Source organism: Leifsonia xyli, from assembly GCA_001647635.1.
Lineage (GTDB): Bacteria > Actinomycetota > Actinomycetes > Actinomycetales > Microbacteriaceae > Leifsonia > Leifsonia xyli_A.
Genome location: CP014761.1, coordinates 3,300,463 through 3,316,761, shown reverse-complemented (window position 1 = coordinate 3,316,761; position 16,299 = coordinate 3,300,463). Strand labels below are relative to the sequence as shown.

Genomic DNA, 16,299 nt, shown 5'->3' with positions numbered 1-16,299 from the left:
TCAGGGCCCGAGCGGCCCGCGGGGCTCATCCCCGTGGCCGCCCTGCGCCGGCTCTCCGGTCCCCGAGAGGATGGCCTCCTCGTCCCGCCGGAGACTCGGGCGGCGCTTGTCCACCGCGAAGAGGTACACCGCGTCGAGGGCGCCCATCGTGTTGCTCAGCAGCAGCGCGACGAACCAGGGCACGCTGCCGTTGCGGGCGGCACGCCACAGCGAGACGCCCTTCCACGCCAGGCTCCACCCGATCACGGCCACGAAGAGGGCGCGGCGCGACGGCGGGATGTCGGCCATCCGGAAGCGGGTTGTTCTGTCTTTCATGCGTCCAATTCCACCGCCGCGATGCGAACCGCGACAAGGTCCAATCCAGGCGGGCGCCACCACGCCAATCCCTCACGGGTGTGCGATGTTCCGGCATCAGCTGACCGCGAGCACCCGCTCGGTGATCCGTCCGTCCACCACGGTGACGAGCTCGTCGAGCGTGTCGCGGTGGACCAGGTCGTGCGTGACCAGCAGCGTGGCCGTATCCCGCTCGTGGGTCAGTCGGGCGATCAGCCGCATGATCTCGGCGCCGCGCTCCTGATCGAGGGCGCTGGTCGGTTCGTCGACCAGGAGGACGTCCGGCTCGTGGATGAGCGCCCGCGCGATGGCGACGCGCTGCCTCTGGCCGCCCGAGAGCTGGTGCGGGCGCTTGCCGGCGTGGGCCGCGAGGCCGACGGCGTCGAGGAGCTGGTCGGAGCGCGCATCCATCCGCGCCCTGTCGCGCCGGCTCACGCGGCCGCCGAGCCGGCTCATCACCTGCAGCTGCTCGCGGGCCGTCAGCGCCGGGAGGAGGTTGGACTGCTGGAAGACGATGCCGATGCGGTCGCGCCGCAGGGCCGTGGCTTCGGCCTTCGACAGCTGGGCGGCGTCGACGACGTTCTCGCCGTCGCCGATGAGCACACCGCCGGTGTCGGGGCGGATCAGGGTGGCGGAGACAGCGAGGATGCTCGACTTGCCTGAGCCGGACGGTCCGGTGATGCCGGTGACGGCTCCGTTGCGGCCGTGCAGGGTGACGGCATCCACGGCGGTGATGCGGTCCAGCCCGTCGGGGAAGGTGAGGGTGACGTTCTGCAGGGCGATCATCGGTTGCTCCCGAGTGCGGTAAGGGGGTCGGAGGTGGTGACGGAGCGCAGGGCGAAGGCCGCGCCCGCGAGGCCGAGCAGCGCCAGGGCGACGGCCGGTGCGACGGTCGTGAGCGGGCTGACGACGAAGGGCAGGGCCTGCCCGGCGAGGGCGCCCAGGCCCAGGACGGCGGCGAGGCCGACGGCGATCCCGGCGACGAGGACGACCGACGCCTGCCCGAGAGAGTCCCGAATCAGGGATGCGGTGCTCGCGCCGAGCGCCTTCAGCACGGCGATGTCGCCCGCGCGCTGCATGGTCCAGACGGTGAAGAAGGCGCCGACCACGAGCGCGGAGATCCCGAACAGCAGGGCGATCATCAACCCGAGCGAGCCGACCTCCGACTTGAAGGTCTCGAGCGCCGTCAGGCTGGCGAGGGGTGTCTGGGCGACGGTTCCTGTGCGCTGCGCGACCGCATCCCAGTCGGGGCTGCCGCTCACGGCGAGCACAGTGGCCTCGCCGGTGCCCCCGGTGCGCAGGCTCGCCGCGCTCCACGAGGCCGCGGTCATGACGACGGCCGGGGTGTGGCTGTACCAGAGGTCTCCGCCGACCTTCTCGACGGTGAACTCCGACCCTCCGATCGTCACCGTGTCGCCTGTGCGGGCATCGAGTGCCTTCGCAGCGCCGGCCGACAGCCCGACGCCGGAACCCGAGCGCGGAATCAGTTCGGAGAGCGGGTCGGATGAGGTGCCCCGCGCATCTGTCGGCAACCCGAACAGGGCGACGCCGGTCGGGTCTCCCGCGGCTGCCGACGCGCGGGACTGTGCGATCCCGATGGGTATGACCGCGGACACGCCGTCCGCCTGCTCCCAGGCCCGCACCGCATCCCCGTCGACCGCCGAGGTGGCGTAGCTGGGGCTTCCGGTGTCGGGGTGCTGGAGCACGATCCGGTCGCCCGGCAGCGCCAGGACGGCCGAGACGTTCTGGGCGGCAAGACCGCCGGTGAGGCCGGAGAGGAACCCGACAAGCAGGGTGATCAGGGCGACGACGGCCCCGATGAGGAGGAACCGGCCGCGGGCGAACCGCAGCTCTCTCCACGCGACGAACACGATGGTGCCTTTCCGCTCGCACCGTCTGCGCGAGCAACGGTTCCACCCTCCGTCGGACGGTGCTGCAGCCGCATCGCCCTTTCCACCGCATCCGCATTCCACCTTTTGGTCGATGGCAGCGGGCACGCGCTCGCCTAGTCTGAGGAGGTCATGTCCCACTCGACCCTCGACCCGGTGTTCACCGGCCTGCGGATCGGCCTGCACGTGCTCGTGGTCGGGCTCGCCGCTTTCGCCGTCGTGCGCGCGTTCGCGGTCTCGTCGCCGTCCGAATGGTGGACGCTCCTCGTCGGGGTCGCGTTCGTCGCGGTGTACGTCGCCGGTGCGGCGGCGGCACGCACCGGAACCGACGGCTTCCGCGGCGGTCGCGGGTCCGCCCTGGCGTGGGTCGCCCTCCTCACGGTGCTCTGGGCCTTGTTGGTGTGGCTCTCCCCGGAGGGCGCCTACATCGTCTTCCCCTCTTCTTCCTCTACCTGCACGTCCTCCCGACCAGGGGCGCGATCGCCGCCATCGTCGTGACCACGCTGTTCGCCATCGTCGCCCTCGGGCTGCACCTCGGGTTCAGCGTCGGCGGAGTCGTCGGCCCCCTCATCGCCGCCGGCGTCGCGGTGCTCATCGGGCTGGCCTACCGGGCGCTGCGGCGGGAGGCACGGGAGCGGGAACTCCTGCTCGCCGAGCTCCTCCGCACGCGGCAGCAACTGGCGGAGACCGAGCGAGAGCAGGGCGCCTTGAGCGAGCGCGCCCGCCTCGCCCGCGAGATCCACGACACCGTCGCGCAGGGCCTCGCGAGCATCCAGATGCTGCTGCGCGCGGCGGAACGCGACACCCCGGAACCCGGCGCGGGCTATCTCCGCCTGGCGCGCGAGACCGCGGCGGACAGCCTCGCCGACACCCGGCAGATCATCCGCGAGCTCACACCCGCGCGCCTCGACGGCGGCCTCGGCGCGGCGCTGCGCAGGCTGGGACGAGAGCACGCCGACCGGTCGGCCATCCCCGTCGAAGTGCGCGCCGACGACCTCGAGCTGCCGATGGACACGCAGACCGCCCTCCTGCGCATCGCCCAGGGCGCGCTGTCGAATGCGGTCCTCCATGCCGACGCGTCGCACGTCGCCATCGAGCTGCGCGAGGACGGCGACACCGTGTCGCTCGTGGTCCGGGATGACGGACGCGGCTTCGACGTGGAGGCCGCGCTCGCGGGCATCCACGGCAGCGACTCGTTCGGCCTGCAGGCCATGCAGGAGCGGATCGACCAGCTCGACGGCACGCTCGAGATCGTCTCTGCGCCGGGCACCGGCACGACCGTGACCGCCCGGCTGCCCCTGGCGCGAGCGGAGGGGATGCGTCCATGATCCGGATCGCCCTCGCCGACGACCATCCGGTCGTCCGCGCCGGCCTGCGCGCCATGCTCGCCGGCGACCCGGAGCTGGAGATCGTCGGCGAGGCCGGCACCCCCGACGACGCCGTCGCGCTGGCGAGCGAGAAGGCTCCGGATGTCGTGCTGATGGATCTGCAATTCGGCACCGAGACGACCGGGGCGGACGCGACGCGACGCATCCGGGACCTCCCCGCGCCACCGGCCGTCCTCGTGCTGACGAATTACGACACCGACGGCGACATCCTGGGCGCGGTGGAGGCGGGAGCCAGCGGCTACCTGCTGAAGGACGCGCCCCCCGACGAGCTGATCGCCGCGATCAGGGCCGCAGCCGCAGGCGAGACGGCCCTCGCCCCCGCCATCGCCGGCCGGCTGCTCGCCCGCATGCGCGAGCCGCGTCCGACCCTCAGCAGGCGCGAGGTGGAGGTGCTCCAGCTGGTCGCGGACGGCGCGGCGAACACGGAGATCGCGGGACGCCTGTACATCAGCGACGCGACGGTGAAGTCGCACCTGGTGCACATCTACACGAAGCTCGGGGTGTCGTCGCGCACGGCCGCGGTCGCGGCGGCGCGGGAGGTGGGGATTCTGCGGTGAGGGTGGGGCAGGCTACGCCCCAGCCATAACTTCACGCGCGGGAGCCTCGCGTTCGACATCCGCAATGCATGCTTAGCAACGCGTGCCGCGACACGTTCCCCGGATCGTCGCGTCCTCTCCAGTGGAGGGCAATTCTGCTCGCCCGGTAGTGGACTGACGACCGTTCTGGCTTCGCCGGGTGGCGGACAAGTTGTCCACTTCGTTCTCACGAGGACGAAAGGGAGATTTCGGTGAAGAAGTCTCGTGTTTTGATGTCAGCGGCAACGCTGGCGGGAGTTGGCGTGATTGCAGCTGGTCTGTCTGGCTTCGCAGCGACCAACGCTGAGGAATCGAAAGCTGCTGCCGCGATCAGCGCAGTCCAGAAGGTGGCGCCGGACGCGCTGGCAGCAGCCTCGGCACCGGGGAAGGCCGACGCCAATACGGCCGTACATGTCGACAGCCCAGACGGCAGCAGCGTTTCCGTGCCGAAGCACCCCACTGAGGGCGTCGCGCTGAACGCTCCTCAGGACGTGTCGGATGTCAAGATCGGTCTTCCCTTTGCGACCCAGGCCAGTAGTGCCATCGCCTCGAAGAAGCGCGGCGTGGTCGTGTACGACAACAAGAACGGTTCGACCACCGTCCCGCTCATCGATCTGAATGGTGCCGTGCAGATCAACACCGTGATCGACAACGCACACGCCCCCAAACGGTACGACTACCCGATCGACCTGCCCGAGGGAGCCTCACTGACCAAAGACGCGAAGGGTACAGTCGCGGTGGTGGCAGCGGACGGGTCACCGCTGCGGGTATTCGGAGAGGCGTGGGCGAAGGATGCCAAAGGCCACGCTGTGGCTACCCACTACGAGGTGCATAACAATACCCTCACGCAAGTCGTCGACTTCACAGAGCAGGCCGCCTTCCCCGTCGTCGCTGATCCGACGACCACCGGTGTGTATTCGTACAGCTGTGTGAACCCGAACGGCAGCAGCTATTTCATGAAGCCGAACGAGAACCTGACGAATTGCAAGGGGAGCTACATCCAGAAATACATCAATGGCCGCATGGTTCAATCGGTCGCCCTCGTCTACCGTGGCGGTGCCAACGTAAAGGTCACCTGGAAGAGCGGATGTCTCCTCACCCTGGGCTCGATCGGCGCCGGCCTGGTGTTCAGCCCACCCACTGGCGGTCTCGCCTGGTTCAGGACTGGTGCAATCGCTGCGGCGGGAATCAACGCCAGTTGTAAAGGGTTCTGATGGCAGCGCGGCCTCGACGCCTGGCGTACTTCGCCATCATGGCTCTCATCGTGGGAGCCACATTGCTGAGTACCTCGCTTCTCCCGCAGCCGCCGAGAGGCGTGGCGCTGACGGTGGGAGCGCTTCTGTGCGCGACCTTTGATCGAGTGTGGAGTCGCGTCAGGGGTCCCGTCTTCCCGCCACCGCTGACCGCCGCCGGCTGGGTATATATTGCCATCGTGGCGGTCGTCTTGCTCCCCACGCTGATTCTGGTCGAGTTCGCTCCCGGGAGCGGCCTGCTGACCAGGGCGATGTCCGTAATCACGATGCTGGCTCTCTTGGCCGGGAGCTGGGTCCCGGACGTCGGGCCCCGAGCCCCAAGTCCTTCCCCACGGAGCGAGGACTAGACACAGCCATGTGCTGCGGTGACAGACAGCAGCGAGTAACGAAAGAGCCGGTGGGCATGTGGTCGCTTTTGCGACCTTCGTGCCCACCGGCTCTTTCGTTACGTCGGGCTGACAGGATTTGAACCTGCGACCCCTTGACCCCCAGTCAAGTGCGCTACCAAACTGCGCCACAGCCCGATGTCGTCGCACGCGGGCCGGAGCGCCGCGCGAGGCAACCCGTCCATCCTACCGTGTCGGCGGGGTGCCTCGCGCACGTCGGATCAGATGTCTTTGGTGGCCCACTCGAGGAGCTTGGGCTCCCCCTTGGAGCCGGCGAGGTGGCAGATCACGATGACCGAGCCGGCGCCCTCCGCCGGCGGGACGATCGGGAAGCCGATGGTCACCTGCCATGATCCGTCGGCCTTCTGCGTTGGCGGGTGGGCCGGGTCGTACGGCATCTGCTTGGCCGTCGGCTCGTCCTTCGCGTACACCTCCTGGGCCAGCACGGCGCACGCCGTCCAGGCCGAGAGCGCATCCAGCGGCTCGTCGCCCGACGCGGGCGTCGGCGTGGCTGTGACCGTCGACGTGACCGTCGTCGTCGGTGCCGGTGAGCTGCCGACGGCTGCTCCCCCGGCGCAACCGGACAATGCCAGAAGCAACGCTGCGACAACCCCCGCCGACAGCGTCATCCCTCTCAGTGATCTCATGTGATTCCCCCGAATCATCGATCGCTGCACCATGCAGCAACGCAAGCATAGGGATCGGCGCACGCGTGACGGAGAGCCGGCCCATCACGATCGCATCACGGTCGTTCTATCGTGCCGGCGAGGACGCCGTGCACCACCCGAAGGCACACGCGTCCCCGCCGGCACTGCGCCGCGCACCGGCCGAACTCACGGCACGCGGGGCGCCCGGACACTCCCGCCCCGCAGCGGGAGTCCAGGTGGGGTCGGCGACGGGACGCGATGGGGGGAGTCAGCGTCCCGCCGCCGATTCTGTTCAGCGGCTCGGGGAGCCGCCGACGATCTGGTCGATCTCGTCCTGCGTGAGCGGGGTCCACGGCGACGAGTCGGGGTCGGCGCTGGCGGCCTCGGGGCTGTCGCCCTGCGTCCACCACTTGGCCTCGAAGGGCACGCCGTCGAACAGGATGCGCTGGCCCTTGTCGTAGGCGGTCGTCCCGCTCCACGTCGGGTACGTCCCCGCCGGGAGCGTCGGCTGCGGGATGGGCGTCTCGCCCGGCAGCACCGGGCCCACCAGCTCCCACGGCGTCTCCCACGCGTTCAGGACCGGGTTGTCGGGGACGTCGCCCTTGGTCCACCACTTGGCCTGATAGACGTTGTGGTGCCAGACGACCTTCGCGCCCTTCAGGTACGAGTTCTTCGTCGCCCAGATCGGGTACGGCGAGGTGGCGGGGTCGTCCTTGGTGGCGGCGGAGGTCGGCTCGGCCGTGGTGACCTGGCCCTCCCCCAGCCCGATGCGACCGTCGAAGCCCTTCGAGAGCACACCGGCGAACGTCTTCTTGCCCTGGCTGACACCGCTGCAGGCGTCGGACACGACGGTCAGGTCGACGTAGTTGGAGCCGCAGGTCTTGTCGCGGTTCGCCGACCACATCGACATGCGGCCGAGGCCGTTCGACACGGCCCACGTGTTGAAGGACGCGGCGTCCGCCAGCGAGAAGACCTCGGCCTGGACGTCGTTCTGTCCGATCATCGGAGTCGCGCCGAGCTTCGCCCACAGGCTCGGGTCGCTTTGGTGCAGCTTCGCGCGGTCGTACAGGATGCCGAGCTGGCGCTGGGTGGCGGAGACGGCCTGCTCGGCGGTCTTCGCCATCGAGGTCTTGGCGTTCTTGGCGTCGCCGAAGTCCATGGTCATGACGTTCACGCCGGCGATGTCGACCTTCGCCTTCAGCATCGCGGCGATGGCGTCGGTCCCGTCGGCGGTGAGGCCGGTCGGGGCGACGGGCAGGGTCAGCCAGACGGCGAGGCCCTTTCCGGCGGCGCGGCGCTCCTGCTGCAGCGCGGCGATCGCGGAGGCGCGTCGCTGGGCGGCGTCGCGGTCCGTGAGACCGGTGCCCTCGAGGTCGAGGTCGATCGTGCCGATCTTGTACCGGTCCACCACCTCGGCGTACGCCTTCTTCAGCGCGGACGGATCCTCGCAGGCGACGGCGAGCTCGTCGTTCCGCTGGCCGCCGAACGAGACGGCGACCGTCCCGCCCTGCTGCTGCAGGCGCGCGATGCGACGGTCCAGGTCGAGGGAGCCGCGGGCCTCGTCGAGCGAGTACGCGGCGCCCCAGCTGGGCGCGCATCCGTCGCGCTTGGAGGAGACCACGAACGAGAGGACTGCATCCTTCGTCGGCGTGCCCCCGAGGTTCTCGAAGGCGAACCGCGGGGTCGCGGTCACATCCACATAGGAGGCGAACCACGGTTTGGCGTCGACCGCCGCCCGGGCGCTCCACCACTGCAGGCCGACGGCCCCTGCGCTGACGACGATCACGGCGACGAGCCCGGCGCCGATGACCCGCCACGGGGAGAGGCGTCGCCCGCTGTCGGCCTCGGGGGCCTGCGCGCGCTCGACCGCGTCGGCGGCGGCCGCCTTCTTCTGCTTCGCCATCAGGCGGCCTGCTTCTCATTCGAGGCCGACGCGGCGGCGGGCTCGGACTCCGCGCCCTCGGCCGACGCGGCAGCAGGCTCCACGACCGCGCCCACACCGGCCAGGTGCGGCACCTCGCCGCCGGCGTGGCCGTGGTACAGCACCGAGCGCCAGTCGAGGGACGCCGTGGCCGGCTCCGCGACGTCGGCCGTGCGCTTCCGCGAGGTGGACACGTAGAGCGGCTTCGTCATCCCGAGCCAGATGTCGACGATGGTGTTCCAGATGCCGATGTAGGAGACGATCGCCCAGATCGCGAGGCTCGCGTTGAAGGCGGCGAACGCGGCGTTGCCCCAGTTGTGCGCGTTGACGTCGCGCCACAGGGTGAACAGCGAGAAGCCGACGATCGCGAGCGGCGCGACCACGTAGAGCAGCGGCGACGCAGTGCGGTTCTTCACCTTCGGTGTGCGGGCGAACGGGATCTTCTTGCCGGTCAGCGACTGCTGGATCGACTTGAGCACACCCGCGAGGTTCACCGGCAGGAGGATGAGGTTGAAGCCGTAGATCCGGAAGATGTCGGTCGCTTTGTACCCGCTGTAGCGGAGGTCCGCGGCCTGGCTGATGAAGTACGGGAGCGCGGCGAGCAGCACCATCGGGCTGAGCAGGCGGCCGTCGTACGGGTAGGCCAGCAGGAACACGAGACCGAAGCTCGCCCAGCTGATCGACGCCATGTAGTTGACGCGCAGCAGCAGCTCGATCTTCGAGACGGTCTCGCCGCGGCGCTTGCGCTCCTTCACCTGACGCCACAGCTTCGGCAGGATCAGGAGGCCGCCGTTCGCCCACCGGCGGCGCTGGACGATCAGCGAGCCGAAGTCCGGCGGGGTGGCCGAGTAGCTGAGGCGCTCGGGGTAGTTGGACAGCGTCCAGCCGTGGGTGCCCAGGTCGATGCTCGACTCGGTGTCCTCGATGACCGTGCGGTCCTGGATGTAGCGGCGCACCTCGAACCCGCCGACGAACTCGGTCTCGACGATGTCGTCCAGCGCGCGCTTGCGGATGACCGCGTTCGCGCCCACCCAGAAGGTGGCGCCGTAGTACGACTTGCCCTGGTGGAGGATGTGCTGGATGTCCGTGGTCGCACCCGCGAGGCGCTCGATGCGGGTGCCGGCGCCGCGGAACGACGAGTACGGGGTCTGTGTGACCGCGACGCGCGCGTTGCCGGGCTGCTGCAGGAAGTAGGTGAGCCGGAGGCAGTACTCGCGCAGCAGGATGGAGTCGGCGTCCAGGGTCAGGAGGAAGTCGCTGTCCGGGATCTCCACGTCGCCCGCACGGCGCTGGCCGGCGGGGACGGCGTTCAGGATGGGGCCCTCCGGTGTCTCCTCGACGCGGTAGGTGCCGCCCATCAGGCCGATGTAGGCGTTGAGGTTCATGGCCTTGTTCGCCTCGTGCGACAGCGACGCCCACTTCTTGCGCTCGAAGACCGCGAGCTCGGCGTCGAAGGTCCAGGCGAGGCGGCGGTAGAGCTGCGCGACCCGCTTGGAGGTGAGGGATGCGCCCTCCGAGATCGCCGCCGAGACGGCCTCCCCGGTGAGGGCCAGGTCGTCGCCGAGGGCGCGGAGCACCTGGTCGGAGAAGAAGACGTCGACGTGGTCCTCGACGGTGTGCGCGTCCGCCTGCTGGTAGAGCCACTGCGCGGCCCAGCGGTAGTGCTCGGCGAGCTCGAGGCCGGCCTCGTCGGTGGCGTAGACGCCGGCGTCGCCCAGCTCGTACCGCAGCAGCGCGTCGGAGAAGCGGAAGCGCGGCTCGGCGAGCATGGCGCTGATGTCGTGCGCGAGGTCGCGGGTCGCCTCGAGGCGCACGCGGACGGCCGGGTCGGTCGGGTTCGGGTTGTCGTCGAGGAGCAGGACGACCCGCTTCGACGGGAACTCCTGCAGCGCGGCCGAGAGCAAGGTCATCTTGACGACCTCCGGCTCCTCCGCATACGACGGCACGAGCACGGTGATGCTGGGCTGGTTCTCTGCGAAGTGCCGGTCGAGTTCCGCGCGCGGCACGCGGACGTGCTTCTGGAAGCGCTGCAGCGCACCCTGTCGGGCCACCAGGTACATAAGGGCGGAGAAGGTGAGGAAGGTCACGACGACCGTGTAGCCGATCGCCTCCATCGTGAAGCGGAAGTTCTGGCTGCCGCTGTCGATGAACTGGCGGATGATCGTGGTGACGACGTAGATCGCCCAGAACAGGACCGTCAGCACGATGGCGACGCGGCTCCAGGTGATCTTGCGGTCGGACGGCTTCGGGTGGACCGTCGGGAGCGGTTCGGTGCGCTTCTCGGAGCCGAGCTGGCGCTTCCGGGCAGGGGTGTATCGGGTTGCAGAACTCATTGTCGGGTATGCGTCCTTGATCGGGTTCGGAAGCCCGGCCCTCGGGTGGGCGCGGTCGGGTGGCTTCCGGTTGTCCACACTAGTGAGGACAGACCGGGGTACAAATACCCCCCTTGTGGTCGCCCCTTCTTTGGGGGTGCCCGCGCTCCCGATGCGCGGAATTCCGCGGCGTGTCGGGCTTGCGCGGCAACGTTCCCATGCATATGCATGGATGTCGCACCGACCGGGCATGTCGGAGGATGCGGGTTAGGCTGGCGCCATGCCGCCGACGCCCGCCCCTCGACTCTGGCGGGGGCGCACGGCGGCCGGCCGCGTGCTGTTCGCTCTCGGGCTCCTCGTCGGCGTTCCGATCGCGCTGGCCCTCGGGCTCGTCCTGCTCGTCCTCGGCGCCGTCTCGGGGCTGCTCGCCGCGCTGGCCTGGGTGATCGGGGTCGCCGCGGCCTGGGTGCGGTACCTGGTCGAGCGCGATCGCAGCATCCCGTACCCGTTCGGCGTGCCGCGGCCGGTCGCCCGACGGGCCCGGCGCGTCGCCCTGAGCAGTCTGTACCTGTCGCTGGCCCCGCGCGCCATCGGCGGGGTCGCGCGGTTCGCGGGCTGGCTGCTGTCGCCCCTGGCGCTGCTCGCCTCGCTCGTCGGAGTCTTCCTCCCCCGCTGGAGGGCGCGACCGTACGTCGCGCTGTTCACCCTGCCCGCGCTGCTGCGGAAGGTCGTGGGACTCGGACACCGCCGCGGACTGCTCCGCGACGGCCAGGACGCGGTGATCGTGCCGTACGACGACTTCCTCGCGCGGGCGTTCCCGCTCATCAAGGATGTGCTCGACTGGTGGGACGACCCGACGCGCGGCGACGATTACACGCCGACACCGGGACTGCCGGACGTGCCGGCCGGACTGCTCGGGCTGCCGCTCGGCCCCTCCCCCGACCCGCTGGGCCAGCCGGGGATCGCGGCGGGCGCGATGCGGCGTCGCGGGATCCGGTCGCTGCGGGAGGTCCTGCTCAGCCAGCGCGAGATCGACGACCTCTGCGACCCGGACCTCGACGACCGCCCCGACACCGCCCTGGTGCGGCTGGTCGAGGTGGATGCGGCCGACGGGCGGCGCTGGATCGCGCAGTTCGCGAGCACCCGGACCTGGCATCCCCGCGCGGGCGCGGCGCCGAACGACTTGACGGCCGACCTGGTGATCGGCGGCGACGAGCGGCCGACGGTGACGCGCGCGGCGATCCAGACGCTCCGGCTCGCGGGCGTCCGTCCCGGCGAGCCGGTCTGCCTCGCGGGTTTCAGTCTGGGCGGGATGATCGCCGCGCAGGTCGCGACGGCGGCGGTCACCGAGGGCTTCACGGTGACACACCTGGTGGTCGCCGGGTCGCCGCTCGGCCGTATCCCCGTGCCGGAGTCCATCGCAGTGCTGGCGCTGGAGCACGTGCTCGATCCGGTGCCGCGCGTTGAGGGGCGCGAGAACCCGCTGCGAGCCGACGGCGGCCGTCCGTTCCTCACCGTGAAGGCGCGGCCGCCGCTCGCCGTCGGATTCAAGATCGGCGCGCTGCATGCGTCCACGGCGTACGCCGACACAGCTGCCGCGGTGGAGGCGGAGCCGCCTGACCCGCGCGTCGCTTCGCTGCTCGCGGAGCTGGCGCCGTTCCTCGGCGGTGTGCAGCGCATCCAGGACCGCGCGGCCGTGCGACCCGGGCTGCCGCCGCGCCCGTCGGTGCCGCTCTACCTGCACAGCACGGTCGAGGAGGGCATCACCCGAGGGACGCTGCGGCAGACGGTGCGCCGGCTGCCCGGCGTCATCGCCGTGGACGTGTACCAGTCGCGGAGCGGCTTCGCGACGACCATCCTCTGGAACGCCGACATCCTGGTGCGGGTGCTCGACCCGTGGCTGGTCGCTGCAGGCCGGACGGCCGTGTACCGCGGTCTGCTGTCGCTGCTCGCACGGCGCCGCGCGGTCGGCATCCACCTGCGGCTGCAGGCGCGGGAGACGCCCGGGATCACGTGGGAGGCCACCCTGCAGCGGCTGTCGGACGGCCGCTGGCGCGAGGCCATCGACATCACGGTCGACGACCGCGCCGATCCGTCCGACGTCGCCCGTTTGTTCCCGGGCGGCACGGCGCCCGTGGTGGTCATCCACCCGCCGGACGCCTTCGCGCCCGTCCTCGACGTCGCCTTCCAGCGCACGAGTGGTGACGAGATGTCGGCCTAGCGCTTGCGCTTCTCCCGGACGCGCATGTTGAGGACGATCGGCGTGCCCTCGAAACCGTAGACCTCGCGGAGCCGGCGGATGATGTACCGCCGGTACCCCGGGTCGAGGAACCCGGTGGTGAACACCACGAATGTCGGCGGCCGGCTCGACGCCTGGGTGCCGAACAGGATGCGCGGCTGCTTGCCGCCGCGGACCGGGTGCGGGTGCGCCGCGGTCAGCTCGGCGAGGAACGCGTTGAACTTGCCCGTCGGGATGCGGGTGTCCCACGACTCGAGCGCGAGCTCCAGCGCCGGCACCAGCTTCTCGAGGTGACGGCCGGTGCGCGCCGAGATGTTGACGCGGGGCGCCCAGGAGACGTGGGCGAGATCCTGCTCGATCTCGCGCTCCAGGTAGCGGCGGCGGTCGTCGTCCAGCAGGTCCCACTTGTTGAACGCCAGCACCAGCGCGCGGCCGGACTCGAGGACGAGGTCGATGATGCGGACGTCCTGCTCGCTGATCGGCTCGCTCACGTCGAGCACGACGACGGCGACCTCCGCCTTTTCCAGCGCGGTGGACGTGCGGAGGGACGCGTAGAAGTCGGCGCCCTGCTGCAGGTGCACGCGACGGCGGATACCGGCGGTGTCGACGAAGCGCCACACCTTGCCGCCCAGCTCGACCTGCTCGTCCACCGGGTCGCGGGTGGTGCCCGCCAGCTCGTTGACGACCACACGCTCCTCGCCCGCGGTCTTGTTCAGAAGAGACGACTTGCCGACGTTCGGGCGGCCGATGATCGCAACGCGGCGGGGTCCGCCGATCTCGCGCTTGGCGACCGCCGACTCCTGGGGCAGTACCTTCAGGATCTCGTCCAGCAGGTCGGCGACACCGCGGCCGTGCAGGGCAGAAACGGGATGCGGTTCGCCCAGACCCAGCGACCACAGCTCGGTGGCGTACGGCTCCTGGCGGGCGTCGTCCACCTTGTTGGCCGCGAGGAAGACGGGCTTCTTGGTCTTGCGGAGCAGCCGGACGACGTGCTCGTCGGTCGAGGTCGCGCCGACGGTCGCATCCACGACGAAGAGGACGGCGTCGGCCAGATCGATCGCGACCTCGGCCTGCGCGGCGACGGACGCGTCGATGCCGCGGGCGTCGGGCTCCCACCCGCCGGTGTCGACGAGGGTGAAGCGGCGGCCGTTCCACTCCGCCTGGTACGAGACGCGGTCGCGTGTGACACCCGGGGTGTCCTCGACGACGGCCTCGCGGCGGCCCAGGATGCGGTTGACGAGCGCGGACTTGCCGACGTTCGGGCGGCCGACGATCGCGAGCACCGGGAGCGCGGGCAGGTAGGAGATGCCCTCGACGTCCTCGCCGGCGATATCGAGGATGTCGAGGTCGCTCTCGTCGAGCTCGTACTCCTCGAGGCCGCTGCGCAGCGCGTTGGCGCGCTGGACCGCGAGGTCCTCGTCGAGGTCGGAGAGCCGGGCGACGAGGTCGTCCTCGCCGGTGGGCTCGTTTTCGATGTCAGACATGGGCTGCTTTCTGTACGACCTGGATGACAGCGTCAACGGTCTGGTCGAAGTCGAGGTCGGTGGAGTCGACGGTGGTGACGCCTTCTGCGGCGTTCATGAAGTCGACGACGCGGGAGTCCGCCGCGTCGCGCCTGTGCAGAGCCTCACCGACGTGGGCGGCGGAATGGCCGATCAGCTCCGCGGAACGCCTCGCTATTCTAGCGGCTTCGTCCGCGGTGAGCAGGATGCGGACCGGAGCATCCGGGCACACCACGGTGGTGATGTCGCGGCCCTCTACGACGATCCCGTCGCGGTCGGTCCGCCGGATGATGTCGCGGAACAGCTGCGTGAGGAACGCGCGCACCTCCGGCACCCTCGCGATCGGCGCGACGACGGCGGTCACCTCCGGGGTGCGGATGGTCTCGGTCACGTCGGTGTCGCCGACGAACACGTGGTAGGTGTCCGGGTCGGTGCCGATCCGGTAGTCGAAGTCGGGCAGGGCGTCGATGACGGCTCCCGCATCCGTGGGGTCGAGTTCGCGCGCGACGACGTACCAGGCCAGGGCGCGGTAGGCGGCCCCGGTGTCGAGGTACGCCCAGCCCAGCCGGCGTGCGGCCGCCTTGCTGACGCTCGACTTGCCACTGCCCGCGGGTCCGTCGACCCCGGCCACGATCGTCTCGGTCATCCGGTGATCCTCCATCCACGTTCTGTCAGGTCCGTCACGGTGCGGTGCTCGACCTCGGGCAGCACGGCGATGTCGGCGAGGCCGAACGGTGCTCCCGGCGAGTGCTCGAGCCGCAGGTCCTCCATGTTGACGCCGAGCTCGCCGAGCTCGTTCAGCAGCCGGGCCAGTTCGCCCGGGCGGTCCTCGACCATCACGACGAAGCGCGCATACCTGCGGTCCTGGCCGTGCTTGCCCGGAAGGCGCGAGACGCCCGCGTTGCCGCCGGCGATCTCCTCCGCGATCGTGCGCCGGGCGCCGGCGGCGTCGACGTCGCCGAGGGCGACCAGCACGCGGTCGAGATCGTCGCGGTAGGCCCGCAGGATCTCGACGATCGCCGGAGCATTCGCTCCGAGGATCTGCACCCACAGTTCGGGCTCGCTCGCCGCGATGCGCGTGACGTCTCGCACGCCTTGCCCGGCCAGCGCGAGCGCAGCGTCCGGGGAGTCTGCCAGTCGCTTCGCCATGAGCGAGGACACGATCTGGGGAGCGTGCGAGACGAGCGCGACGGCGGCGTCGTGCTGATCCGCATCCATCTCCACCGGGGTGGCGCCGAGGTCGAGGATGAGCGCCTCGACGAGACTGACCGCGGAGCGCGGGTTCTCGGGCCGCGCGGCGACGACCCACGGCCGCCCGATGAAGAGGTCGGCGCGCGCCGAGGAGGGACCGCCGCGCTCGCGCCCGGCCAGCGGATGCCCGCCGACGTAGCGCGAGAGGTCGAGCCCGGAGCCCTCGAGTTCGGCGAGCGGCGCGACCTTGACGCTTGCCACATCCGTGACCACCGCCTCCGGATGCGCCGCCAGCTCGTCGGCGACGACCCGGCCGGTCAGATCCGGCGGCACCGCGACCACGATGAGGGCCGGTTCCACTCCCCCGTCGTCCACGCGACCGGCGCCATAGTCCGCCGCCAGCCGCAGGTGGGCGGGCGAGGCGTCGGCGAGCACGACGTCGACACCGCGGGCGCGCAGCCCGAGTCCGACGGAGGCGCCGAGCAGCCCCGCGCCGACGACGCGGACAGGGCCGGCGAGGCGGGCGGGAGTGTCAGTCACCCGTCCACCTTAGCCAGCGCCGCCGACCCTCGTTTTCCGACCGCCTCATTCGTGCCGAATGTGCGCTATTCGTGACGAATGGCGCACATTCGGCACGAATCGCGGCGCGGGGGGATGGGGAGA

The 16,299-nt window shown here is 70.5% G+C and carries 12 protein-coding genes, 1 tRNA gene and 2 pseudogenes; 5 read left to right on the top strand and 10 right to left on the bottom strand.

All coding sequences use genetic code 11. From position 1 onward, the window contains the following. From A0130_16200 to A0130_16190, 3 genes are all read right to left on the bottom strand, one after another. Positions 1-315: a hypothetical protein gene (locus tag A0130_16200; GenBank protein ID ANF32994.1), complete on the bottom strand. Its 315-nt coding sequence runs from the start codon at positions 313-315 to the stop codon at positions 1-3. Positions 316-411: 96 nt separating this feature from the next. After that, complete coding sequence (locus A0130_16195; GenBank protein ANF32993.1) at positions 412-1,119, bottom strand: ABC transporter ATP-binding protein; 708 nt, start codon at positions 1,117-1,119, stop codon at positions 412-414. Beyond that, positions 1,116-2,204 (bottom strand): ABC transporter substrate-binding protein, encoded by a 1,089-nt coding sequence (locus tag A0130_16190; GenBank protein ANF32992.1) that lies wholly within the window; start codon positions 2,202-2,204, stop codon positions 1,116-1,118. Before A0130_16190 ends, A0130_16195 begins: the two co-directional genes overlap by 4 nt. 150 nt (positions 2,205-2,354) lie before the next feature. Between A0130_16190 and A0130_16185 the strand changes: the two are divergent. From A0130_16185 to A0130_16170, 4 genes and pseudogenes are all read left to right on the top strand, one after another. Beyond that, positions 2,355-3,550: pseudogene (locus A0130_16185) on the top strand (two-component sensor histidine kinase). Beyond that, the gene (locus tag A0130_16180; protein ANF32991.1) at positions 3,547-4,167 is read left to right on the top strand and encodes a DNA-binding response regulator; all 621 of its coding nucleotides are present in this window, start codon (positions 3,547-3,549) and stop codon (positions 4,165-4,167) included. Before A0130_16185 ends, A0130_16180 begins: the two are co-directional and overlap by 4 nt. 461 nt (positions 4,168-4,628) lie before the next feature. Continuing rightward, positions 4,629-5,399 carry a hypothetical protein gene (locus A0130_16175; protein ANF32990.1) on the top strand — a complete coding sequence of 257 codons (771 nt, stop codon included), beginning with the start codon at positions 4,629-4,631 and terminating at the stop codon, positions 5,397-5,399. Then, the gene (locus A0130_16170) at positions 5,399-5,785 is read left to right on the top strand and encodes a hypothetical protein (GenBank protein ANF32989.1); all 387 of its coding nucleotides are present in this window, start codon (positions 5,399-5,401) and stop codon (positions 5,783-5,785) included. The genes A0130_16175 and A0130_16170 overlap by 1 nt, the downstream gene beginning before the upstream one ends. A gap of 103 nt (positions 5,786-5,888) precedes the next feature. Here A0130_16170 and A0130_16165 read toward each other — a convergent pair. From A0130_16165 to A0130_16150, 4 genes and pseudogenes are all read right to left on the bottom strand, one after another. Next, positions 5,889-5,962: transfer RNA gene (locus tag A0130_16165), tRNA-Pro, on the bottom strand. A gap of 83 nt (positions 5,963-6,045) precedes the next feature. Next, positions 6,046-6,270, bottom strand: coding sequence for a hypothetical protein (locus A0130_16160; protein ANF32988.1), 225 nt, complete (start codon positions 6,268-6,270; stop codon positions 6,046-6,048). A 493-nt stretch (positions 6,271-6,763) separates the two neighbouring features. After that, a complete protein-coding gene (locus A0130_16155) occupies positions 6,764-8,374 on the bottom strand; it encodes a glycosyl hydrolase family 18 (GenBank protein ID ANF32987.1) in 1,611 nt (536 codons plus the stop codon). A 77-nt stretch (positions 8,375-8,451) separates the two neighbouring features. Continuing rightward, positions 8,452-10,725: pseudogene (locus A0130_16150) on the bottom strand (glycosyltransferase). Between the two features lie 259 nt (positions 10,726-10,984). Between A0130_16150 and A0130_16145 the strand changes: the two are divergent. Further along, positions 10,985-12,925 (top strand): hypothetical protein, encoded by a 1,941-nt coding sequence (locus A0130_16145; GenBank protein ID ANF32986.1) that lies wholly within the window; start codon positions 10,985-10,987, stop codon positions 12,923-12,925. Here the strand turns inward: A0130_16145 and A0130_16140 are convergent. Genes A0130_16140 through A0130_16130 form a run of 3 tightly spaced genes read right to left on the bottom strand, consistent with a single transcriptional unit; the run spans position 12,922 to position 16,176 of the window. Next, entirely contained in the window at positions 12,922-14,427 is a 1,506-nt protein-coding gene (locus tag A0130_16140; protein ID ANF32985.1) for a ribosome biogenesis GTPase Der, read from the bottom strand. The genes A0130_16145 and A0130_16140 overlap by 4 nt on opposite strands. Continuing rightward, complete coding sequence (locus A0130_16135) at positions 14,420-15,091, bottom strand: cytidylate kinase (GenBank protein ANF32984.1); 672 nt, start codon at positions 15,089-15,091, stop codon at positions 14,420-14,422. Before A0130_16135 ends, A0130_16140 begins: the two co-directional genes overlap by 8 nt. Continuing rightward, positions 15,088-16,176, bottom strand: a complete 1,089-nt coding sequence (locus A0130_16130) for a prephenate dehydrogenase (GenBank protein ANF32983.1) — start codon at positions 16,174-16,176, stop codon at positions 15,088-15,090. The genes A0130_16135 and A0130_16130 overlap by 4 nt, the downstream gene beginning before the upstream one ends. Positions 16,177-16,299 lie beyond the last annotated feature (123 nt).

What these genes read in the sequence shown, in the direction of transcription:
- A0130_16200 (ANF32994.1), bottom strand. Translation starts at nt 315, where the DNA reads ATGAAAGACAGAACAACCCGCTTCCGGATGGCCGACATCCCGCCGTCG.
- A0130_16195 (ANF32993.1), bottom strand. Translation starts at nt 1,119, where the DNA reads ATGATCGCCCTGCAGAACGTCACCCTCACCTTCCCCGACGGGCTGGAC.
- A0130_16180 (ANF32991.1), top strand. Translation starts at nt 3,547, where the DNA reads ATGATCCGGATCGCCCTCGCCGACGACCATCCGGTCGTCCGCGCCGGC.
- A0130_16170 (ANF32989.1), top strand. Translation starts at nt 5,399, where the DNA reads ATGGCAGCGCGGCCTCGACGCCTGGCGTACTTCGCCATCATGGCTCTC.
- A0130_16155 (ANF32987.1), bottom strand. Translation starts at nt 8,374, where the DNA reads ATGGCGAAGCAGAAGAAGGCGGCCGCCGCCGACGCGGTCGAGCGCGCG.
- A0130_16145 (ANF32986.1), top strand. Translation starts at nt 10,985, where the DNA reads ATGCCGCCGACGCCCGCCCCTCGACTCTGGCGGGGGCGCACGGCGGCC.
- A0130_16140 (ANF32985.1), bottom strand. Translation starts at nt 14,427, where the DNA reads ATGTCTGACATCGAAAACGAGCCCACCGGCGAGGACGACCTCGTCGCC.
- A0130_16135 (ANF32984.1), bottom strand. Translation starts at nt 15,091, where the DNA reads ATGACCGAGACGATCGTGGCCGGGGTCGACGGACCCGCGGGCAGTGGC.